At 62.6% G+C, this 22,406-nt stretch carries 18 protein-coding genes and 1 pseudogene; all 19 read left to right on the top strand.

All coding sequences use genetic code 11. From position 1 onward, the window contains the following. The first annotated feature begins 32 nt into the window (after positions 1-32). A complete protein-coding gene (gene ihpB, locus F8237_RS33180; RefSeq protein WP_028136454.1) occupies positions 33-986 on the top strand; it encodes a divalent metal ion exporter adaptor subunit IhpB in 954 nt (317 codons plus the stop codon). Next, on the top strand, positions 976-4,224 hold the full coding sequence (locus F8237_RS33175; protein WP_049820124.1) for an efflux RND transporter permease subunit: 3,249 nt from the start codon (positions 976-978) through the stop codon (positions 4,222-4,224). Before ihpB (F8237_RS33180) ends, F8237_RS33175 begins: the two co-directional genes overlap by 11 nt. Next, the gene (locus tag F8237_RS33170; RefSeq protein WP_028136452.1) at positions 4,221-4,595 is read left to right on the top strand and encodes a hypothetical protein; all 375 of its coding nucleotides are present in this window, start codon (positions 4,221-4,223) and stop codon (positions 4,593-4,595) included. The genes F8237_RS33175 and F8237_RS33170 overlap by 4 nt, the downstream gene beginning before the upstream one ends. A gap of 191 nt (positions 4,596-4,786) precedes the next feature. After that, positions 4,787-5,521: a flagellar basal-body rod protein FlgF gene (gene flgF / locus F8237_RS33165; protein ID WP_028136451.1), complete on the top strand. Its 735-nt coding sequence runs from the start codon at positions 4,787-4,789 to the stop codon at positions 5,519-5,521. Between the two features lie 771 nt (positions 5,522-6,292). Next, the gene (locus tag F8237_RS33160) at positions 6,293-6,823 is read left to right on the top strand and encodes a MarR family winged helix-turn-helix transcriptional regulator (RefSeq protein ID WP_151650245.1); all 531 of its coding nucleotides are present in this window, start codon (positions 6,293-6,295) and stop codon (positions 6,821-6,823) included. Further along, positions 6,820-7,467: a class I SAM-dependent methyltransferase gene (locus F8237_RS33155; RefSeq protein WP_028136450.1), complete on the top strand. Its 648-nt coding sequence runs from the start codon at positions 6,820-6,822 to the stop codon at positions 7,465-7,467. The genes F8237_RS33160 and F8237_RS33155 overlap by 4 nt, the downstream gene beginning before the upstream one ends. A 261-nt stretch (positions 7,468-7,728) precedes the next feature. Further along, entirely contained in the window at positions 7,729-8,037 is a 309-nt protein-coding gene (locus tag F8237_RS33150) for a hypothetical protein (protein ID WP_151650244.1), read from the top strand. Between the two features lie 54 nt (positions 8,038-8,091). Continuing rightward, positions 8,092-9,363: a divalent metal ion exporter subunit IhpA gene (gene ihpA, locus F8237_RS33145; RefSeq protein WP_028136448.1), complete on the top strand. Its 1,272-nt coding sequence runs from the start codon at positions 8,092-8,094 to the stop codon at positions 9,361-9,363. Continuing rightward, a complete protein-coding gene (gene ihpB / locus F8237_RS33140; RefSeq protein ID WP_028136447.1) occupies positions 9,360-10,349 on the top strand; it encodes a divalent metal ion exporter adaptor subunit IhpB in 990 nt (329 codons plus the stop codon). Before ihpA ends, ihpB (F8237_RS33140) begins: the two co-directional genes overlap by 4 nt. Continuing rightward, positions 10,342-13,563, top strand: a complete 3,222-nt coding sequence (locus tag F8237_RS33135) for an efflux RND transporter permease subunit (RefSeq protein ID WP_049820121.1) — start codon at positions 10,342-10,344, stop codon at positions 13,561-13,563. Before ihpB (F8237_RS33140) ends, F8237_RS33135 begins: the two co-directional genes overlap by 8 nt. After that, positions 13,560-15,769 (top strand): annotated as a pseudogene (locus tag F8237_RS33130) (heavy metal translocating P-type ATPase). The gene F8237_RS33135 and the pseudogene F8237_RS33130 overlap by 4 nt, the downstream one beginning before the upstream one ends. Then, on the top strand, positions 15,766-16,941 hold the full coding sequence (locus tag F8237_RS33125; RefSeq protein WP_049820120.1) for an OpgC domain-containing protein: 1,176 nt from the start codon (positions 15,766-15,768) through the stop codon (positions 16,939-16,941). Before F8237_RS33130 ends, F8237_RS33125 begins: the two are co-directional and overlap by 4 nt. A 1-nt stretch (position 16,942) precedes the next feature. Further along, entirely contained in the window at positions 16,943-17,257 is a 315-nt protein-coding gene (locus F8237_RS33120) for a ferritin family protein (RefSeq protein WP_028136445.1), read from the top strand. 25 nt (positions 17,258-17,282) lie between these two features. After that, entirely contained in the window at positions 17,283-17,522 is a 240-nt protein-coding gene (locus tag F8237_RS33115; RefSeq protein WP_028136444.1) for a PilZ domain-containing protein, read from the top strand. Positions 17,523-17,547: 25 nt separating this feature from the next. Further along, positions 17,548-18,042 carry a hypothetical protein gene (locus F8237_RS33110; RefSeq protein WP_028136443.1) on the top strand — a complete coding sequence of 165 codons (495 nt, stop codon included), beginning with the start codon at positions 17,548-17,550 and terminating at the stop codon, positions 18,040-18,042. Continuing rightward, entirely contained in the window at positions 18,039-18,899 is an 861-nt protein-coding gene (locus F8237_RS33105) for a hypothetical protein (protein ID WP_028136442.1), read from the top strand. The genes F8237_RS33110 and F8237_RS33105 overlap by 4 nt, the downstream gene beginning before the upstream one ends. Before the next feature lie 3 nt (positions 18,900-18,902). After that, on the top strand, positions 18,903-19,802 hold the full coding sequence (locus F8237_RS33100) for a cation diffusion facilitator family transporter (protein WP_028136441.1): 900 nt from the start codon (positions 18,903-18,905) through the stop codon (positions 19,800-19,802). Continuing rightward, positions 19,795-20,808, top strand: coding sequence for a cation diffusion facilitator family transporter (locus F8237_RS33095; RefSeq protein WP_028136440.1), 1,014 nt, complete (start codon positions 19,795-19,797; stop codon positions 20,806-20,808). Before F8237_RS33100 ends, F8237_RS33095 begins: the two co-directional genes overlap by 8 nt. A gap of 312 nt (positions 20,809-21,120) precedes the next feature. Beyond that, on the top strand, positions 21,121-22,359 hold the full coding sequence (locus F8237_RS33090; protein ID WP_162006317.1) for a tetratricopeptide repeat protein: 1,239 nt from the start codon (positions 21,121-21,123) through the stop codon (positions 22,357-22,359). Positions 22,360-22,406: the final 47 nt, after the last annotated feature.

The following is a 22,406-nucleotide window of genomic DNA, read 5'->3' as shown; positions in this document are numbered from 1 at the left end:
GATCGCGCCTCCCGCGCAGCGAGAATCGCGCCATGAAGCGGCTTTTCGCGAACTCGGTCCTGGCAACTATCGCGCTGGCTGCAATCGGCTTCTTCCTATTGAACTTGCCTCAGCAGAGCTCCGGCAAGCAATCGGAGGCGGGGCATGGCCACGAAGAGGGAGGTCACGCCGACGGCGTCGAAATGAGCGACGACAAGCTCAGGTCTTCCGATATCGAGCTCCTCGTCGCGGCGCCCGGCGTCCTTCATGACAGTCTGCTCCTCAACGGCATTTTGCAGCCAAATCAGGAGGCTCTCGTTCAGGTGACTCCTCGATTTCCAGGAGTCGTCCGCGAGATCAAGGCGAGCGTCGGTCATCGCGTCGAAAAGAACGACCTCCTGGCCAAGATCGAGAGCAACCAGAGTCTCACGACTTATGAGATCCGGGCGCCGTTGGCCGGCACGGTCATCGACCGCCAAATTTCTCTCGGCGAATACGCGTCAGAGCAGAAGGCAGCCTTCACGATCGCCGATATTTCCACCGTATGGGTCGACCTATCCGTTTACCGGCGGGACCTGAAGCGGGTGCGCGAAGGCGACAAGGTCGTCATCGATGTCGGCGATGGCGGGAAGCCGATCGACGCCAGGCTGACCTACATTTCGCCCGTCGGCAGCGCGGATACGCAGAGCGCTCTTGCGCGCACCAGCGTGCCGAACGAGGGGACAAGACTGAGGCCAGGCATGTTCGTCACGGCGCGCCTGATGCTCTCGGACAAGTCCGCGCCGATCGTCGTCAAATCGACCGCCGTCCAAAGTTTCGAAAACCGCAACGTCGTCTTCGTCCGCAATGGCCTGAAATTCGAGGTGCGAGAGGTCGAGCTGGGTGCTCGCGATCGCGAGCACGTCGAGGTGCAGTTCGGCCTGGAGGAGGGCGACCTGTACGTGGGACGAAACAGCTTCATCGTGAAGGCTGAAATAGCCAAGGGAACGGCCGCCCATGAGCACTGAGCAGGGCCCGGTCGGCGACCGGAAGCACGGGGTCATCACCGCGATAATCGCATTCTCGATACGCCAGCGATGGCTTGTCCTCTTTGCTGTGCTCGCAGTCGGGGCGGTAGGTGCGTGGAACTTCACGCGCCTTCCGATCGACGCGGTACCGGATATCACCAACGTCCAGGTGCAGATCAACGTGAGCGCGGCGGGCTATTCGCCCCTAGAGGTCGAACAGCGCATCACGTTTCCAGTCGAAACTGGCATGGGCGGGTTACCGAACCTCCAGTACACACGGTCGCTGTCCAGATACGGGCTAAGCCAGGTCACCGTCGTCTTCGCCGACGGCACGAACATCTATTTCGCGCGCCAGTTGGTCAACGAGCGTTTGCAGCAGGTGAAAGACCTCCTGCCGAACGGCATCGAAATGGCGATGGGACCGATTTCGACAGGCCTCGGCGAGATATTCATGTTCGCCGTCGAGGCGAAGAAGGCAGCCAAAAACCCGGACGGGAGCGAGATCAGCCCGATAGACCTCCGCACGATCCAGGATTGGATCATCAAGCCGCAGTTGCGGACGGTGCCCGGCGTAGTCGAGGTCAATACCATCGGTGGGTTCGAGCGGCAGTTCCACGTCCTGCCCGATCCTACCAAGCTGATGGCGTATCGGCTGAATTTTCGCGATGTGATGACCGCGCTTGCGTCGAACAATGCCAACGTCGGCGCGGGCTACATCGAACGAAATGGTGAGCAATACCTAGTTCGCACGCCGGGGCAGGTGGGCGACGCGAGCGACATTCGAAATATCGTGATCGGGGCGCGCGAAGGGATCCCGGTTCGGATCGGCGACATCGCAGAAGTGATCGAAGGGCGAGAGCTCCGTACCGGTTCGGCAACTCTGAATGGGCGCGAGACCGTTGTCGGCACGGCGATGCTGCTCATCGGCGAAAACAGCCGCACGGTGGCCCAGCGTGTATCGGCGAAGCTGGACGAGATCGCGAAATCCCTGCCCGAAGGTGTGGTGGCGAGGGCGCTTTACGACCGTACACGCCTCGTCGAGGCCACGATCGCGACCGTAGAGAAGAATCTGCTTGAGGGCGCGATCCTCGTCATCGTGATCCTGCTGCTGATCCTCGGCAACTTCAAAGCGGCCGTCGCCACCGCGCTCGTCATTCCCTTGTCGATGCTCATTACCGTGACGGGAATGGTCGAGAATAAGGTCAGCGCGAACCTCATGTCGCTCGGCGCCATCGACTTCGGCATCATCATCGACGGTGCGGTCATCATCGTCGAGAACTGCCTGCGGCTGCTTGCGGAGGAGCAGCACCGCAGAGGGCGCATACTGAGCCGCGAGGAGCGTTTCGATACGATTTTGGCGGGAGCAGGGGAGGTCGTCCAGCCCAGCCTATTCGGCACCCTCATCATCGCGGTCGTCTACCTCCCGGTTCTCACGTTGACGGGCGTCGAAGGGAAGATGTTCACGCCCATGGCCCTGACAGTTCTCATGGCGTTGGGCGGCGCCGCGATCCTGTCGATGACCTTTGTTCCGGCCGCTGTTGCCATTCTGGTGACCGGCAAAGTGACCGAGAAGGAGAACTGGTTCATGCGCGGGGCTCGCTTCGCCTATGTGCCGCTTCTCGATGCCTCGATACGCAATCGACACATGGTCGCACTGGCGGCCGGCGCGTTGGTGATCGTCAGCGGAATTGCCGCGTCTCGCATGGGCGGCGAGTTCATACCCTCGCTCGATGAAGGGGATGTCGCCACCCACGCGATGCGCATTCCGGGGACGAGCCTGACACAGGCCGTGGATATGCAGATCAAGCTGGAGGAGGCCATCCGGAAGGTGCCCGAGGTCCGCGAGGTCTTTTCCAAGATCGGCACGGCAGAGGTGGCGACCGATCCAATGCCGCCGAACGTCGCCGACACCTACATCATGCTCAAACCCCATGCGCAGTGGCCCGATCCTTCGATGACCAAGGCGCAACTCGTCTCCAAGATCGAGAAGGTCGTCGCGGAAGTGCCGGGCAACAACTATGAGTTCACCCAGCCAATTCAGATGCGCTTCAACGAGCTGATATCGGGCGTCCGCAGCGATGTCGGGGTCAAGATCTTCGGCGACGACCTGAACACGCTGTTGCAGGTCGCCGGGCAGGTGCAAAACGTGCTCCAGGGCGTGCAGGGGGCTGCAGACGTGAAGACCGAGCAGGTCTCCGGATTGCCCGTGCTTACGGTCAAATTGAACCGGCAGGCCTTGGCACGACAAGGCCTGAGCATCTCCGATGTGCAGGGTGTCGTTGAGATCGCGGTCGGGGGCAAGAGCGCCGGCCTGGTGTTCGAAGGCGATCGTCGTTTCGAAATCATCGTTCGGCTGCCTGAACACCTTCGTTCGGATATGGAAGCGATCCGCAATCTTCCGATCCCTCTTCCCGTGCGCGAAGGTCAGGCTGGGGCCATCAAGGCGGCTTGGGGAAATTCACCGTTGGGGCAGGTCCGTTATGTCCCGCTTTCCTCGGTCGCCGAGATCGACGCGGCTCCGGGTCCCAATCAGATAAGCCGGGAAAACGGCAAGCGGCGCATCGTGGTCACCGCGAACGTGCGCGGCCGAGACCTCGGCTCGTTCGTCGCCGACGCCCAGCGGCGGATCACCGACGGCGTCAAGGTGCCGGCGGGTTACTGGATCACCTATGGAGGACAGTTCGAGCAGTTGGTTTCCGCAACCAAGCGGCTGACCATCGTCGTTCCGATCGCGCTGCTCCTGATCTTCGTGTTGCTCTTCATGAGCCTGGGAACGTTCGCCGATGCCGCATTGGTCTTCAGCGGGGTGCCGCTCGCGCTCACGGGCGGCATTGCCGCCCTGCTTCTGCGCGACATCCCCCTTTCGATCAGCGCCGGTATCGGGTTCATCGCGCTATCGGGCGTCGCCGTCCTGAATGGCTTGGTCATCATCGCGTTCATCCAGAAGCTGCGATCGGAGGGCCGCCCTGTCGTCGAAGCCGTTCGCGAGGGGGCGCTGACCCGGTTGAGGCCGGTTCTGATGACCGCCCTGGTGGCGAGCCTGGGATTCGTGCCCATGGCGATCGCGACCGGCGCCGGCGCCGAGGTGCAGCGGCCACTCGCCACCGTGGTCATCGGCGGGATCGTATCATCGACCATTTTGACGCTGCTGGTCTTGCCGGCGCTCTACACGCTCTTCCGTCGTGAAGCGGTCACGACGAAGTCGACTTCCGCAACCGCACAAGGAGAAACTGCATGAAACCCGCCGCGTTCATACTGGCCGTATTGCTCTCGGTCGTCCCGGCTCACGCTCAACACTCACACGGTTCGAAGGGACCCAATGGCGGCGTTCTTGCGGATGCGGCCGGCGTGCATATCGAGTTCCTGCCGTCGGGAAATGCCGTGACGTTCAACGTCCTTAACGAGGACAACAAGCCCGTGTCGACGAAGGGCTATACGGCCTCTGCTCTAATCGTAAACGGCGACGATCGAGAGACGATTGTCCTTTCTCCGTCGGGAGAGAACGTCCTGAAGGGTGAAACGAAGAAGCCGATTACGGCATCCACCGCGATCACACTCATGATCAAGACGGACACGGGCAAGTCGGGCCAAGCCAAGTACAAGGGCTGAAGGCTCCATCCGACGACATTGTCGACGGCGAGACAAAGCCGCGCGCAATTTTGTCGGCTCCAAGCCGAGAACCGAGCGCGCGGCGGTTCACATGCCTTGTGGATCCCGTCCCCCTGCCATCCTCAAACCAAGCAAGCGCAGCGCAAGGGCGACCACCGGCCTCATTCGGCAGTTTGAAAGGCAGTCTTCCAATGTCCGACAAGACCGTCATCGGGCTATCGCGATTGATCACGCTGCAACAGCAATTGGACAAGGTTGCTCGAAACGTTGCCAACCAGACGACGACCGGATTCAAACGCGAGGGGCTTCAGTTCCGCGAATATCTCACGAAGGCGAAGGAAGCCGACGACATGCCCTCGGCTCCGATGCGATCGCTTGTGGCCGTCACCGGCTACACCGACTTTTCCGGCGGTCCCCTCAAGCCCACCGGGAATGGGACCGACGTCGCTATCGTCGGGGACGGCTTCTTTGTGATCCAGACGGCTGCAGGAGATCGCTACACGCGGAACGGAGCGTTCACGCTCGACAAGGAAGGCCGCGTAGTCACGTTGTCCGGCGATATCGTGTTGACTGCGACCGGCCCCCTGCAGGTTCCGCCACGCGATGGCCCGCTGAGCATCGGAGCCGATGGGACCATCTCGACGGCGAGGGGACCGATAGGACGTCTTCGCCTGGTGAAGTTTGTAGATAATGCCAAGTTGCGCGCCGAGGGAAGCACGCTGTTTTCATCGGAGTCTCCTGCGAACGAGGTGCCTCCGGCGCAGATTCGGCTCGCTACGGGAGCCTTGGAGGGGGCGAACGTAAACGCGGTACATGAGATGAGCAGTCTCGTCGCTGCGACCCGAGCCTACGATCAGGTTGCCAACACGATCCTGCGCGAAGACGACAAGAACGAACTCAGAAAACTGGCTGGTGAGGATTTGTAGGCCACGAAGCGCTCGGCGGCGGCCCCAAGTGGAACCCTGCGACAAGCGACGCACGCGCTCGCAATATTTGCGGATCGACGGAAGGTAGCCATCATGATAGGTAGCCTCGTCGTCTTCACTGAGAGCGTGATCATTGTCCGGTAGTCAGGTCATATCGGGAACTCAGCGCGTTACTGCGTTGCGCAGGATCGTGTCCGTTCTCCTGACCCTGGTGTACGTCCTGTCTGGCGTTCTTCATGGACTCGTTGATGTCGACGCCGCCATTCGCTCCGGATCATCCTTGGCGATCGCGGCCGCGGACGGCAAAACCTCCCAATCGCCCGAACGGGGTTTGGTAGCCGATCACCACTGTCACGGTTGCTTCTCAGTATCGGTCCCGGCGCCTGCGCAACAGGCTGAACTCGCCCTGGGCTTGAAGCCCGCCGAGTTGCCGAAATCGGCGGCTCCCTTGTACGGCAATGTTCGCGGTCTTGATCCGCCCCCGCCGAAATCTCTGACCTAAAGCGAACGACGCGGGACGCATCGCGCGTCCTGTCTCCGTTTCCCGTCAAACTCCCTCGCGCCGCCATTACGCAGCGCGATGCTGTCGTCCCTGTCTTTGGGAAGGCGACGGCGTCGCTCTCAAAGCCTTTGCGAGCTCAGTCAAGTTGCTGGGGCAGCAAGCGTGCAGGCGATCTGGATCGACAACGCATTTTTCAGAGACCGCTCTTTCGGGGCCATTCCGTTTTGCAGGCGCCGTCGGCGGTCACATTGGAATTGAAGGATTACGTTATGGAAACCAAGCAAGTTGAAGACTCGCAGGCTTCGACGCCGGACGACCTCTTGCAGCGATTATCCTGGGAGGTGAAGCAAATTCACGGCTGTTTGAGCGAAGTGCAGAAGTGTTGGGCGGCCGGTCTGGGTGTCACGGTGGCTCAATGGAACATTCTGATGGCGATATCGCATCTTGCGGACGAAGAGGGGGTGCGGGTCAGCGTGGTGTCGGAGAAACTGGCCGTGGACGCATCGTTCGTCACGGCGCAGTCGCAATTGCTCGAGTCCAAAGGACTGATCCGCCGCAAGCCGTGCGCGACCGATCGCCGTGTCGTCCTCCTCGCACTTTCGAGCAACGCTCGGTGGCAGATAGAAAACCTATCTAGTTCCATGAACGCAGCGAACGCGTATGTTGCCAATAACGCGAGCGGCAAGGCGCACCGACTTCTCGCAGAACTCGAGGAGCTGAAGAGCGTCCTCAAGCGCGCGAAGCTTCTGACGGCTTCGGACGCTCTCCGCCATTGGCCTCGCGGTCGCGACACCGCATGAAGTTTCTATCGATTTTGGTCGTGGCGGCGCTCAAACCGCTTTACTATCGCTTCGCCGCTGCAATGCTGCGCGACACGTCGTGGCAGGAGCCCTTGTTCGAGTTGATGTCTCCAAAGCGCGGAGAGCGCCTCTTGGCGTTCGGACGGGGAAGCGCAGCGACGGCGATCTCGCTTGCGGAGCGGTTCACCGAGCTCAGTATCGTTGTAGCGGATCCCGATCCATCGATCGTCCGAAAGTCAAAGCGAGCGATCGACGAACAGCACATCGAGAATATTACGTTCATCGACGCACCTTCCGTTGTGGCCCTTCCGGTTCACACTGGCAGCTTCGACCGCGCGATGTGCGTACTCGCCTTTCATTTGAGAACTCCCGATGAAAAGATCGCCTTGGCGAAGGAAACTTTCCGAATCCTGCGCCGTGGAGGTGTATTTTATGTTGCGGACTATGACCGACCGACCGGCCGCGAAGAGCGCATCGTCCTCAACCTTGCAGCGCAGATTTCAAGCAGGATTGCGGTTCAATCCCACGTCGATGGAACTTGGGGCAAACTCTTCAAAAAGGCGGGCTTTGCCGGGGCCAAACTGCAGTCCTCGCATTCGGTGCGGATCGGACGGGTTGCAATGCTATCGTTTAGGAAGCCGTGAAAGAACGTCGCATAAGACGGGTACGCTGCCTCCGAAGAAAAGCCTGCAGCTACGTCCCAGAACTGGGACAGGGTTACCCGCATGCTCGATTCCTAGAAGTTGCGATTGACACGCAACAAATGTTTGGGATTGTTATAATATTGCGGGTCGACGTGAGCCTTGCGCCCATGCTACCTACCAACTCGCGAACGTAGAGTGTGGTCATTGACGATTGGTCGGATCAGATCTGGATTGAGGCATGTTCCTGCTTTGCGCGGGATCGTGTCCGTATTTCTGATCGTGACCTATCTGATGTCGGGTGCGCTGCATCGGTGTCTCGACCTTGACGTGACAAATCCAACCGGTTCCCCGGTGGCTTGGATGGTCGATACCAAGTCCGATAGCGGCCCTGAGACCGGTGCCATCGTCGACCATCACTGCCATGGCTGCTTCGCGGTTTCCGTTGCAGCGCCTCCGCAGCAAGTCATGACTGTGATGGAACCCAAGCTGGCGGTCCTCATCCGGGCGACGGCCCCTCTGACCGACACCGTGCGCGGTCTCGATCCGCCCCCACCGAAGTTCCTGACCTGAAAATGACCGCTGGGCGCATCGCGCTCTGATTCCGTCTTTCGTCAGGTTTTCATCATGTTTTCAAAGTGCGTCACGCGTTTCGCGTGCGCGACGGCGTTGCTGGTCAGTCCTTGGCTGACGGCGGCGTCGCATTCGCAGACCCTCAATCTCGGGGCGGCGCTGCAGCGCGCGCTCGCGACCAGCCCCCGCTTGACCGCCGCCGAACGCGATATCGGGATCGCGACGGGCCAGCGCATTCAGGCGGGGGCGCTCCTCAATCCGGAACTGAGCTACGAACAGGATAACTCATTCGGTTCGGGCATCTATCGCGGGACGAAGTCGGCCGAGACGACGCTGCAGATCAGCCAGCTTTTCGAGCTGTTCGGCAAGCGCGAGGCCCGCATCGCGGCCGGCCAGGCCGGCGTCAACGGGGCGACGATCGAGCGCCAGGCGGTACGTCTGCAGATTCTGTCGGAAACGGCCATCGCGTTTCTGAACGTGCTCGGGCTGCAGCGGCGGATCCAGATCCTCGACGAGCAGGTCGCCGCCCTTGAGCGGCTGACGCCGTTGCTTCAGCGCCGGGTCGATGCCGGTGCTTCGTCGCCTGCCGAGACCGGTCGCGCCGAAGTCGCAGCGGCGCTGGTGAAGGCCGATCGCGAGCGCACCAAGGCGAACCTGGCCAGCGCGCGCCGCGAACTGGCGGTGCTCATGGGCGACACTTCCCCGAAGTTCGGCAACGTCTCCGGACGCCTCGACGCCACCACCCGCGCGCCGCCGTTTCAGACGGTGATCGCCGCCATCGACGCCAACCCGCAACTGGTGCGCTGGAATGCGGTTTATGCGCAACGCAACGCCGAACTGCTGCTGGCGCGGCTCAGGCCTTATCCTGACGTTCGCCTTTCAGCCGGATGGCGACATTACAACGAGACCAACGACGACGCGGTGCGGCTCAGCCTCACGGTTCCGATCCCAATCTTCGATCAGAACCAGGGCAACATCCTCTCGGCACAGCAGAACCTCGCCAAGACGCGGGCGGAACGCGAGGCGAACCGCAACACGCTGATCGTCGTCGCTGGACGGGCCTACGACAACGTACAGGGCTCGCTGCGGGAACTCGCGATACTTCGCGACTCCGGCATCCCGAAGGCCCAGGCCGCCTCCAACGAGATCGAACAGGGCTACGGCGCCGGGCGCTTCTCGCTGCTCGAAGTGTTGGACGCGCTGGCCAACGTCACCCAGGCTCGTCTGCGGGAGCAGGAGGCGCTGCAGAACTACCACGTCGCCGTTGCCACGATCGAAGGACTCGTCGGCAATCCCTTCGCTCTGGCGCGGGAGAGCGCACGATGAAGACTTCGAGTGCAATCGTCCTCGCCTTGGTCGCGGCTGCCGCCGGCGCCTTCGGCTATCGCATGCTGACACCCAAGGACGCACCCGCTGCGACGCAGCAGGTCGCCAAGCAGGATGCCAAGGAGGAGAAGGCCGGCAACGAGCACGCCGAGAAGGACGAACATGGCGCCGACCGCATCGTGATCAGCGATGTCAAGTTGGCGGCAGCAGGCGCCACCTTCGCCGAAGCGGGCCCGGCGACCCTGACCGAAACCTTGTCGTTCAATGGCGTCCTGCGCGCCAATCAGGAGACGGTGGTCCAGGTCACGCCGCGCTTTCCCGGCATCGCGCGTGCGATCAAGCGCCGGATCGGCGACGTGATCGGCAAGGACGATCTGCTGGCATCCATCGAGAGCAACCAGAGCTTGACGGTCTATGATCTCAAGGCGCCGATCGCCGGCACGGTGATCGACCGTCAGATATCGCTCGGCGAATACGTCTCCGAGCAGAAGCCATCATTTGTCGTGGCGGACCTGTCGACGATCTGGGTCGACCTGTCGATCTACCGCCAGGATCTTAGGCGCGTCCGGATCGGGGACGAGGTCCTGATCGATCCGGATGACGGCGTCGGCGACATCAAGGGCAAGATCTCCTACTTGGCGCCTGTCGGCGCAAGCGAGACCCAGACGGCGATTGCCCGAGTGATCCTGCCGAACCCGGAGGGGAGGCTGCGGCCGGGACTGTTCGTGACCGCTCGTCTGGTGCTGGCCGAGCGGAAGGTGCCGGTCGCCGTCAATGCCGGCGCGATCCAGACCTTCGAAAACAAGACCGTCGTATTCGTTCGCGAAGGCGACGACAAGCTCGAAGCGCGGCCTGTGGAACTCGGGGACGCCGATCAGAAGTTCGTGGAGGTTCGGGCGGGAGTAAAGGCGGGCGAGAAGTACGTGGCCCAAAACTCATTCGTCGTGAAGGCGGAGATGGGCAAAGGAGAGGCCGAGCATGATTGAGCGCCTCATCGAATTCTCCATCCGCCAGCGTTGGCTGGTGATCCTGTTCGTGTTGGGACTGTTGGCCTTCGGCGGCTGGAATTTCACCCGTCTGCCGATCGACGCGGTGCCGGACATCACCAACGTGCAGGTGCAGATCAACACACAGGCACCAGGCTATTCGCCGCTGGAGACCGAACAGCGCATCACGTTTCCGGTGGAAACGGCAATGGGCGGGCTGCCCAAGCTCGAATACACCCGCTCCTTGTCGCGATATGGCCTCAGCCAGGTGACGGCGGTCTTCCAGGACGGCACCGACATCTACTTCGCCCGCCAGCTCGTCAACGAGCGGATCCAGCAGGTCAAGGATCAGCTCCCCGCCGGCGTCGAAGTTGCCATGGGCCCCGTCGCGACGGGCCTCGGGGAAATCTTCCACTACTCGGTCGAAGCCAAGCCGGGTGCGAAGGCGCCGGGCGGCAAGGAGTTCACGCCGAGCGATCTGCGGACGATCCAGGACTGGATCATCAAACCGCAGCTCCGCAACGTGCCGGGCGTCATCGAAGTCAACACGATCGGTGGGTTCGAGCGCCAATTCCACGTGCTGCCCGATCCGGGCAAGCTCATGGCCTACAAGCTCGGTTTCCGCGACGTGATGACGGCGCTCGCCGCCAACAACGCCAACGTCGGCGCCGGCTACATCGAGAGGAACGGCGAACAGTATCTGGTCCGGACCCCGGGCCAGGTCGCCAACATCGCCGAGATCGAGGATATCGTCATTGGCTCGCGAGGCGGCGTCCCGGTCCGGGTGAGGGACGTGGCCCAGGTCGCCGAAGGCAAGGACCTCCGCACGGGCGCAGCGACCCTCAACGGAAAGGAGACGGTTCTCGGTACCGCCATGCTGCTGATCGGCGAGAACAGCCGTGCGGTGGCCCAGCGGGTTCAAGCCAAGCTGAACGACATCGCCAAATCGCTTCCGGACGGCGTCGTCGCCCGCGCGGTCTATGACCGGACCCACCTCGTCGACGCGACGGTCAAGACGGTCGAGAAGAATCTTGTCGAGGGCGCGATCCTCGTCATCGTCGTGCTGTTCCTCATCCTCGGCAACTTCCGGGCAGCCCTGGTCACGGCCTGCGTCATCCCGTTGTCGATGGCGATGACGGTCACCGGCATGGTCGAAACGAAGGTCAGCGCCAACCTGATGAGCCTCGGGGCCATCGACTTCGGCATCATCGTCGACGGTGCAGTCATCATCGTCGAGAACTGTCTCCGATTGCTCGCGGAGGCGCAGCATGAGAAGGGCCGGCTGCTGAGCCTGGAAGAGCGGCTGGAGACGATCCGCAACGGCTCGGCAGAGGTCATCAAACCGAGCCTATTCGGAACGCTGATCATCGCGGTCGTCTACCTGCCGGTGCTGACCCTGACAGGGGTCGAAGGCAAGATGTTCACGCCGATGGCGCTGACCGTGCTGATGGCGCTTGCCGCAGCGGCGCTGTTCTCCGTCACCTTCGTGCCCGCAGCCGTCGCGATCGTGGTCACCGGCAAGGTGTCTGAGAAGGAGAACTTCTTCATGCGCGGCGCCAAGCGCGTCTATCTGCCGCTTCTAGACCGTGCGATCGCCTTCCGGGGCGTCGTGGCGGTCTTGGCGGTTGTGATCGTCGGCGCGAGCTTGTTCGCCGCGAGCCGCATGGGTGGCGAGTTCATCCCGAGCCTCGATGAGGGCGACGTCGCTTTGGCCGCGATCCGGATTCCCGGAACGAGCCTGACGCAGTCGCTAGATCTGCAGATGGCGCTGGAAAAGAGGATCCAGCAACTCCCCGAGGTGAAGGAGTTCTTCACCCGGACAGGCACGGCTGAGGTCGCTACCGATCCGATGGCGCCGTCGATGTCGGACGGGTACGTCATGCTCAAGCCGCGCAGCGAGTGGCCGGACCCGGAGAAGCCGAAGGCGGAATTGGTCGAAGAGATCGAGAAGGCCGCCAACGACATTCCCGGCAGCAACTATGAGGTATCGCAGCCGATCCAGTTGCGCGTGAACGAGCTGATTTCAGGCGTCCGCAGCGACGTCGGCATCAAGATCTTCGGCGACGACCTCGACGTGCTGCAAGGAGCGGCCAGTCAGGTGCAGTCCGTAATTCAGGGCATCCGAGGGGCTACCGACGTGAAGACCGAGCAGGTCGCGGGCCTGCCGATCCTCACCGTCAAGCTCGACCGGCGGGCCCTGTCCCGCTACGGCCTCAGTGTCGGCGATGTCCAGAACATCGTGGAGATCGCCGTCGGCGGAAAGAGCGTCGGCAAGCTGTTCGAGGGAGATCGTCGCTTCGACATCGTCGTACGCCTTCCGGAGCGGTTGCGCGGCAACATCGAAGCGATCCGTGCGATCCCGATTCCGTTGCCTGCCGAGGAGCCTGGATCGGCTCCGATCACCAAGACCGCTTTGTCGGCAGCGCTCGGAGTACAGCCCCGTTACGTGCCGCTATCGTCGGTAGCGACGGTCGATTCCGCGCCAGGTCCGAACCAGATCAGCCGCGAGAACGGCAAGCGGCGCATCGTGGTGACGGCCAACGTACGCGAGAGGGATCTCGGTTCTTTCGTGTCCGAAGCGCAGGGCGCGGTCGCGCAGAAGGTCAAGCTCCCGGCGGGCTACTGGATCGGCTGGGGAGGGCAGTTCGAGCAACTGGTCTCGGCGACCAAGCGGCTGACCATCGTAGTTCCGGTGGCGCTGCTGCTGGTACTGCTGCTGCTCTTCATGAGCTTCGGATCGATTGCCGATGCGCTTCTGGTGTTCAGCGGTGTGCCGCTGGCGCTGACCGGCGGCGTGCTGGCGCTGCTGCTGCGAGGTATCCCGCTGTCGATCAGTGCGGGCGTAGGCTTCATCGCACTCTCCGGCGTCGCGGTGCTCAATGGCTTGGTCATCATCGCTTTCATCGAAAAGTTGAGACACGAAGGAAGGTCCGTACTCGAGGCCGTTCATGAAGGCGCGGTGACCCGCTTGCGCCCCGTGCTGATGACGGCGCTGGTCGCCTCGCTGGGCTTCGTTCCCATGGCGATCGCGACGGGCGCCGGCGCGGAGGTGCAGCGGCCGCTGGCCACCGTCGTCATCGGCGGCATCATCTCCTCGACTATCCTGACGCTGCTGGTGCTGCCGGCCCTTTACGTGCTGTTCCGGAAGGACTCCGCGCCGGCACCTCGACCGGAAAACACCTTGGATGACGCTGCGCAGGGAAGCCACGCATGACCGAGGCTGCTCAGAAGATGAGACTTCGGGTCGGCGGGATGGACTGCGCGGCCTGCGCCACGAAGATCGAGAATGCCGTTTCGCGGATGCCCGGGGTGCGGGGCGTCGAAGTCTCGGTGACTGGCGGAAGCGTTTCGGTCGAACATGAGGGGGCTATCCAGCGGGAGGCGGTCAGCCGCCAGATCGCGGCCTTGGGATACGTCGTCGAGGACGATCGCCCCAAGGGGAAAGGGGAGCCGGCGCACCATTATGATCATGGCGATGACCATGATGGTCATGGCCACGGTCTTCAACAAGCCGCCGACGGCCGGGAACCATGGTGGCGGTCGAGCAAAGTTGACGCGACGATCGCAAGCGGAACGGCGCTGGTGGTCGCCTTCGCCTTGGGAAAGGGCATCCCCAGCATCGAGAGTTGGGCCTTCCTGCTTGCGATGCTGGTCGGGCTGGTCCCCATCGCCAAGCGAGCATTTTCGGCGGCCTTCGCCGGAACGCCGTTCTCGATCGAGATGCTGATGACCATCGCGGCCGTTGGCGCGGTCTTCATCGGCGCGACGGAAGAAGCAGCGACTGTCGTTTTCCTGTTTCTGATCGGTGAACTTCTTGAAGGTTTCGCTGCGGGGCGCGCGAGGGCGAGCATCCGGGATTTGACCAAGCTCGTCCCGAAGATCGCCCGTCTCGAACAATCCGATGGCCAAGTCAGCGAGGTGGAAGCCGAGACGCTGTCCGTCGACGCTCTGATCCAAGTTCGCCCCGGCGATCGCATTCCTGCCGACGGCGTCATCGTCTCCGGAGACAGCGCCGTCGACGAGGCACCCGTCACCGGCGAGAGCACGCCGGTCCGCAAGAAGACGGGGGAGGCAGTATTTGCCGGCACCGTGAACGGAGAGGCTCTACTCCGGATCAAGGTCACCGCCGCCGCCCAGGACAACACCATCGCCCGTGTCGTCAAGTTGGTCGAGGAGGCCCAAGAATCGAAGGCGCCCACGGAGCGCTTTATCGACCGTTTCTCGCGCTACTACACGCCTGGCGTGGTGGTGGTCGCCACGATCGTAGCGGTCCTGCCGCCACTCGTATGGGCAGGCGCAACCTGGCGCGAATGGATCTACAAGGGATTGGCCATCCTCCTGATCGGTTGTCCGTGTGCGCTGGTGATCTCGACGCCGGCGGCGATCGCCGCGAGCCTCGCATCCGGAGCGCGCCGCGGTCTGCTCCTGAAGGGCGGAGCCGTCCTCGAGCGCTTGCGCGACGTCACCGTCGCCTGCTTCGACAAGACGGGAACGCTCACCGCGGGCAAGCCAAAGGTCACGGACGTCGTCGGATTTAGTCACGAAGAGGTCGAGGTCTTGTCCATTGCCGCGTCGCTCGAGCGCGGCTCCAGCCATCCTCTCGCGCTTGCCATTTTGAAGGCGGCCTCCGCCAAGGATGCTCGGCCGCAGCCGGTTGAGAACTTCGTAAACCTGGCGGGAGAAGGCGTTCGGGCAGTGCTGGGGGACGAACGGTTTTCCTTGGCTCACCCGCTGCGGCCGAACGGATCGTCGCGCTCTCTGAGGAGCAGAGAGATCTCGTCGAGGCGTTCAACGAACGAGGAAAAACCGTATCCGTCCTCGTCATCGATCAAGAGGCCGCCGGCTGCATCGCCATGCGGGACGAGTTGCGCAGCGATGCGGTCGCGGCTCTGCGTCGCCTGGCCGACGCCGGGGTCCGTTCGGTGATGCTAACGGGCGACAATCCCCGTACCGCCGCCGCCCTTGCGCGCGATCTTGGCATCGACCATCGCGCGCAAATGATGCCGGAGGACAAACAGCGCACCGTCGAGGCCTACAAGAACCAGGGCGAAGTCGTCCTGAAGGTCGGCGACGGCATCAACGATGCGCCGGCTCTCGCCGCCGCGGATGTCGGCGTGGCGATGGGTGGCGGCACCGACGTGGCGCTCGAGACCGCGGACGCCGCAGTCCTTCACGGACGCGTCGCCGACGTGCCAGCCATGATCGAACTGTCCAAGCGGACGATGGGAGTCATACGGCAGAACATCTCGATCGCACTGGGACTGAAGGTGGTCTTTCTGGTCACCACGGTCGCGGGGATCACCGGACTTTGGCCCGCAATCCTTGCCGACACCGGCGCGACCGTATTGGTCACCATGAACGCGCTGCGGCTGCTTTCGATACCGGGCAGCCGTGGGGCGGGCGAGGGGGCGTCTACATGACCGCCAACGGGGTCCAAACCAGCGACCGCGACCTGCGCCTCGACCTGTTTCGGGGACTGGCCAACTGGGCGATCTTCGTCGACCACGTTCCGAACAATGCGGTCGCTTGGATCACGGCCCGAAACTACGGTTTCAGCGATGCTGCCGAACTGTTCGTGTTCGTGTCCGGATATACCGTGGCGTTCGTTTATGCGCGAACAGCAAGGGCGAAGGGCCTCCTTGCCGCCGCCTTGGGCATTCTCGGCAGAGCATGGCAGCTCTACGTCGCCTACATCCTGCTGTTCGTCTTCTACGTCGTCACCATCGGATACGTCGCACAACGGTACGGCCACGCCCACCTGCTCGACGAATTCAACATCCGACTTCTCATTCGAGACCCGGTCGAGTTCCTCAAGCACGGGCTCTTGCTCGAATATAAGCCGCTAAACCTCGACGTCCTGCCGCTCTACATCGCGTTGATGTTCGCGTTTCCGCCGCTGCTGTGGGTCCTCATGAGGTGGCCCAACGTCGCGTTGGCGATCTCGGCGGGTATCTACGTCGCAGCACAGGCATGGGGATGGAATCTACGGGCGTATCCTGCCGGCCACTGGTACTTCAATCCGTTCGCATGGCAGTTCCTGTTCGTCATCGGCGCGTGGGTTGCGGTCGGGGGCGCGACTACGGCGAGGGGGCTCATCTATGCGAGGACGACACTTGCCGCCGCCTGTCTCTTTCTCCTGTTCGCCGCGATCGTCACACTCGCAGCGCGGACCGGCCACGCGGAAATGATCGTCGAGCCCGTCCGGTCGCTGTTCATTCCGAACAACAAGACGCATCTGGCGCCGTACCGCGTCGTCCATTTCCTGGCGCTCGCGATCGTCGTCTCGCGACTGATTCCGAAAGAGGCGCCGTTCTTGTCGGCTCCTTGGCTTCGGCCGCTGCGGCTGTGCGGAGAGCGATCGCTCGAAGTCTTCTGCGTGGGCGTATTCCTCGCCTTCGTCGCCTACTTCGCCATCGACCTCGTCTCCGATTCGCTCGCCTTCCAGATCGTCGTCAGTGTCGCCGGCATCGGCATCATGATCGCCTTCGCCTATTTCAAGACATGGACCAGGGAGTTTCGCGCCACAACCGGCCGAAGGGCCGTCGAGCCCGAAGGGATTCGACAGCCACGACTAGCGCAAAGGGAGCGATGAGATGGGTTTCGACCAATACCACGAACCGCCGCAGGAGCTTTCGCAGGAGGTCCGCACCTTCGCGCGGATGATGGCTTCGCTGATCGAGGAAGCCGAAGCGATCAATTGGTACGAACAACGGATGTCGGTCGAGAAGGATAAGAAGGCTAAAGCCATCATGGCGAACGCCCAGAAGGAGGAATTCAAGCATTTCGGGATGAACCTCGAATTCCTGCTGCGACGGAAGAAGGAGTGGCGCGAGGAGCTCAAGGGAATCCTCTTCACGCAAGGCGACATCGTCAAGCTCGGCGAGAAGGCCGAGAAAGCGGTCGACTGATCGCATGACTGCCGGAGCAGCCGGAATGGAACGACGTGGAGACCAGCGCCGGAGGGTTCTCAAGAAGGGATCGATCGAGTTCGGAAGCTCCGCGATCGATTGCTCCATCCGGAATCTCAGCGATCGCGGCGCGATGTTGGAGGTTGAAAGTCCGCTCGGCATCCCTCGCGAATTCACGCTTGTGGTGCCGGCGGACGGAACGCGGCGCACCTGTCGTGTCGCGTGGGTCAAGGAGAAGCGGTTGGGCGTGGAGTTCGAAGAGTGAGTTCGGCTCAGCAGCGGAGGCGCAAATGAGGAAGTATGGACTCTTTTTGGCGCTGGGAAGCATCTTGAGTCTGATCGCGGCCATAGGCGCCGCCGAGGGTCGCGGCAGTATCGCGAGCGAACGACCGTATGCCGCGGAGCACATCGATCTGCTTCCGGTCGACATCCGTCACGGTCTGGCCCGTCTGGAGCGTCCATGCGGCGGGAAAGCTGCAGCGACGCACTACTTCTCTACGACCATCGACGTCGGCGGCCTGCACTTCAGGTCGTTGCATTTCGAAAACTTCGCCTGCGAACGGCGAGAAGCGATCTGCCGGGCGGAGCGATGCCTTCATGAAGTCTACCTAGAGCGGGGTGGCCGTTCGCGCCGTGTCTTCAACGCCTATGTCGACGACATGAAGCTGATCAACGCCGGCGGGACCGTCGGATTGGAGCTCGAGGGAGGCCGGCGGGCGATATTGCGTTGGAACGGGCGCACATTCGCGCCTGTCCATTCATTCGGAAAGGGCCAAGAGCGGTGACGTCATCGATAATCTCGCATCTTCATTTCGGTGGCGCCGATATCTCCCTCTGGAAGAAGTTCCGGCTGTTCTTCACTGTGGGCGTCGTCGTGCTGCTTCTGAGCGCGGCGAAAGTCGCGGTCCACTACTTCGGATTCGAGTTCCTGGATCTCAACGGCCTGTTGACCAGCGGCATAGGCGGCGCCGTGTTCATCGTCGGCTTTCTGTTGTCGAGCATCCTCCAGGACTACAAGGAGGCGGAGAAGATCCCGGCCGATCTCAGGAATTCCATCGAGGCGATTGAGGGTGACCTGGCTTGCTTCGCGCAGACCAACGATGCCTTCGACCTGCGGAAGGCGCGGCTGTTGTTGCTTGCCTTGATCGACAGGCTCCGCGAGGGCCTCGGGCACAAAAACGGCCACAAGAACGTTCCTCCCGCCCTCGATGAGCTGGCCAAACTGACGCCGATCCTGGGCCGGCTCGAGGGCATGGGTATGGCCGCGAACTTCGTCGTCCGCCTCCGGACGAACCAGGACGTGATCCGGAGGGCATTGCTCCGGATCTACACCATTCAGCGCGTCGAGTTCGTGCCGTCCGTGCACGTGCTGGTGCAGACGCTGGTGTTCTCGATCGTACTGCTGCTCCTGCTGCTGAAGACGGAAGGCGACCCGGCGTCAGCGCTGCTGTTCGGCTTCATCACCTTTATGTTCGTCTACGTCCTCTACCTCGTCCGGCTCCTCGAGCAGCCGTTCGCCAAGGGGCACGGCTCGGTGGACGACGTAAGCTTTTTCCTGCTCGACGAGCTCGAGCGAAACCTCCGCCGAGCGCTCGAATATCCGGACGGCGGCGCCCAAAATACGACCACGACGGGAGATTGACACATGCACGGAGGAGGATCCGTCGGAACGGCCGGCGCTAAACACGCGAAGAGGCTCGCCTGGGCCCTCGCGATGACCGCGACCTACATGATCGCGGAGGTCATCGGAGGACTTGTGACCGGCAGCTTGGCGCTGCTCGCGGACGCCGCCCATATGCTGACCGACGTCGGCGGACTCGCGCTGGCGCTGCTCGCGATCCGCTTCGCCGCCCGCGAAGCGACCCCGCAGCGGACCTTCGGCTATCTGCGCATGGAGGTCCTGTCGGCGCTGGCTAATGCGGTCGTGCTGCTGCTGCTGACGGTCTACATCCTGTACGAAGCCTACCAGCGCTTCCAGTCGCCGCCGGAGGTCCTCAGCGGACCGATGCTCATCGTCGCCGCCATCGGCCTGGCCGTAAATCTGGTCAGCATGTGGCTGCTTTCGAGCGGGTCGTCCGAAAGCCTGAACGTCAAGGGCGCGTACTTCGAGGTGCTGAGCGACATGCTCGGATCTATCGGCGTGATCGTCGCCGCGCTGCTCATGATGTGGAAGGGCTGGGTTCTCGCGGACCCGATCATCGGCGCCGGCATCGGACTGTTCATCGTGCCCCGGACGTGGTCGCTCCTTAGTCAGGTCACGCACATCCTGATGGAGGGGACCCCGCCCAACGTCGATACCGCTGCGATCGAGAAGAAGCTTCTTGCCATCCCGGGAACCGTGGCCGTCCACGATCTGCACGTCTGGACCGTCACGTCCGGCTTCGACGCCATGAGCTGCCACCTCGTCGTGGCCGACATGTCGGCCGGGCGGGAGGCGCTGCGGGAGGCCCGGAACCTGATGAAGGCGGAATACGGAATCGAGCACACGACGATCCAGATCGAGGACGAGGCCATGAGAGGCGAGGAAACCGTACTCCATGTCTGAAACGGGTCACCGTAACGCTGGTCCCGTCGGCAGCACCGACCATGATCATCGGCATCATGACCGTCACGATCATGGCGCCGACCGGCACGGACATGACCATGATCATGGCGGGCTCGGTCACGTCCACGCTCCGGCGAGCTTCGGCAAGGCCTTCGCCATCGGCATCGGGCTGAACACCGCCCTGGTCGCGGCCGAAGCCGTCTATGGCTACCTCGGAAACTCGACGGCACTGATGGCGGACGCCGGGCACAATCTGAGTGACGTACTCGGCCTGGTCGTGGCCTGGGCCGCGTCAGTCGCCTCGAAGCGGGCGCCCAGTGGTCGTTTCACCTACGGTCTGAAGGGGGCGTCGATCCTGGCTGCGCTGGCGAACGCCGTGTTTCTTCTCGTCGCGACCGGCGCCATCGGATGGGAATCCATATTGCGGCTGTACGAACCGGAGCCTGTCGCCGGCCTGACCGTGATGGTGGTCGCCGCCATCGGCATCGTCGTCAACGGCGCCACGGCCATGCTGTTCGCGAGCGGCCGCAAGGGCGACATCAACATTCAGGGGGCGTTTCTGCACATGGCAGGCGACGCCGCCGTTTCGGCCGGCGTCGTGGCGTCAGCAGCGCTCATCCTCTGGACCGGTTGGCTTTGGCTGGATCCTGGAATGAGCCTGGTCATCTGCGCCGTCATCCTGTGGAGCACATGGAGCCTTCTGCGCGGCTCGGTCGCGATGTCATTGAGCGCGGCACCGTCCGGAACCGACATGGAAGCCGTCCGGTCATTTCTGCTGCAGCGGCCGGGCGTAGCCAAGATCCACGACCTGCATATCTGGCCGATCTCCACGACGGAAACGGCGATCACGTGTCATTTGGTCATGCCTACCGGACATCCCGGCGACGATTTCCTGATGGAATCGGCCCGGCTGCTCAGGACAGAGCACAAGATCGGACACGCGACCCTGCAGATCGAGACCGACGAGAACAACGCGTGCGCGCTGGCGCCCGACGACGTGGTCTAGCGTGGATGAGGGAGAGGACGACAAGCTCGAGCGCCTTCACCGTCTGAAGTCGGCGCTCGATATCGAGATCGACGTGGGAAACGAAAGAGGGAGGGTAGCATGCCCGAACTGTCCGCACGATGGCGACTGGCGAACGGAGGTCGGCGGCTGGGTGTTTTCCTGCGAGGAATGCGGTGTGCGCGTAGACGGCAGATTTCCTGCCAGACGCGTCGCGAATTGAGGGCGGTCGTGACAAAGGAGGCTCCGAAGGGCAGGGGATGGGCGGAAGGGTTCGACAGCCAAATATTCGGGAAGGGGCTGAGGTTACTTTTCGTGGCCTGCAGCCTGCTGTGCTTGCTGGGTTCACCGTCGTTCGCCCAGAGCGCCCGTGAGTTCGCGCGGGAAGGGTTCGCGGCAAAGGACAGGAAGCAGTTTCCGCTGGCCATCCAATTGTTCAGCGAAGCCATCAAGCAAGGGCAATTCACTCCCGAGCAACGCGGCTTCATCCTGTACGGGCGAGGGGTATCGTATGACGCGCTCGGACTGCGCGGTCTCGCCTTGGGCGATTTCGACGCCGCGATAGCGCTGTTGCCCGACTTTCCGAACTCCTACGTCTACCGCGCGCTGGCGTGGACCGATCGACGGGAATTCGACAAGGCACGCGACGATCTACTACAAGCTCTCCGGCTGAACCCGACCAGCGCGCTCATTCACAACAATCTCGGATCGGTCTACGAACGCAAGGGAGAGGTGGACCGGGCCATCGAAAGCTATGGGGAAGCCATTCGGCTGGATCCAACGGCGGCGCAAGCCTTCTACAACCGCGCCCATGCCTTCATCGCGAAGCAGGATTATCGGGCCGCGATATCGGACTACGACCGGGCGGTCGACCTGCAGCGTGACTTCGCGGACGCCTACAGCAACCGGGGCGGCATGTATCTCCTGCTGGGCGACACCGACAAGGCGATCGGAGATTTCGACGAGGCGATCCGTCTCAAGGGCACCGATCCGATCTTCTGGTCGAACAGGGCGAGCGCCTACATGACGATGGGACGCTACAAGGACGCGTTGGCCGATTTCGACCGCGCCCAAACGATCGATCCCGGCAACGCCGCGACCTATCTCGGACGGGGACGAGCGCGGCTCTATTCGGACGAGATCGCGGGGGCGATCGAAGACTTGCGTGTCGCTGCGAGACTGAGGCCGACGAACGCCTTTCCCGCGATCTGGATGCACATCGCCCGCATCCACCAGGGCAATCCGGACCGCGAGGAACTTGAGCGCAACGCGGCGAGGGTGGATCGCACCCAGTGGCCGGCTCAGGTCCTGGACTTTTACTTGGGCAAACTGGACATGGACCGGGTGCGCCAAGACGCCGGCGGCGGTGTGGGCGCCGAAGGCGAAAGGCGGCTCTGCGAGGCGGATTTCTTCGTCGGTGAGTTCCTGAGTCACGGCCAACAGAAGGCGGACGGCCGCCGGATGCTTCGGAAGGTTGTGGATCGGTGCCGTCCCGTGGACATCATCTTCGCCGCTGCTCAAGCCGAGCTACGCGACGACAAAGAGGCGAGGTAGAGGACGCGCATGTCGTCGTCCGCGGGGTTCCTTTAATTTCGACACGA

It is taken from the genome of Bradyrhizobium betae (assembly GCF_008932115.1).
Classification (GTDB): domain Bacteria; phylum Pseudomonadota; class Alphaproteobacteria; order Rhizobiales; family Xanthobacteraceae; genus Bradyrhizobium; species Bradyrhizobium betae.
Note: the sequence above shows the minus strand (reverse complement) of the source record. Positions and strands in the feature narration are given on the sequence as shown.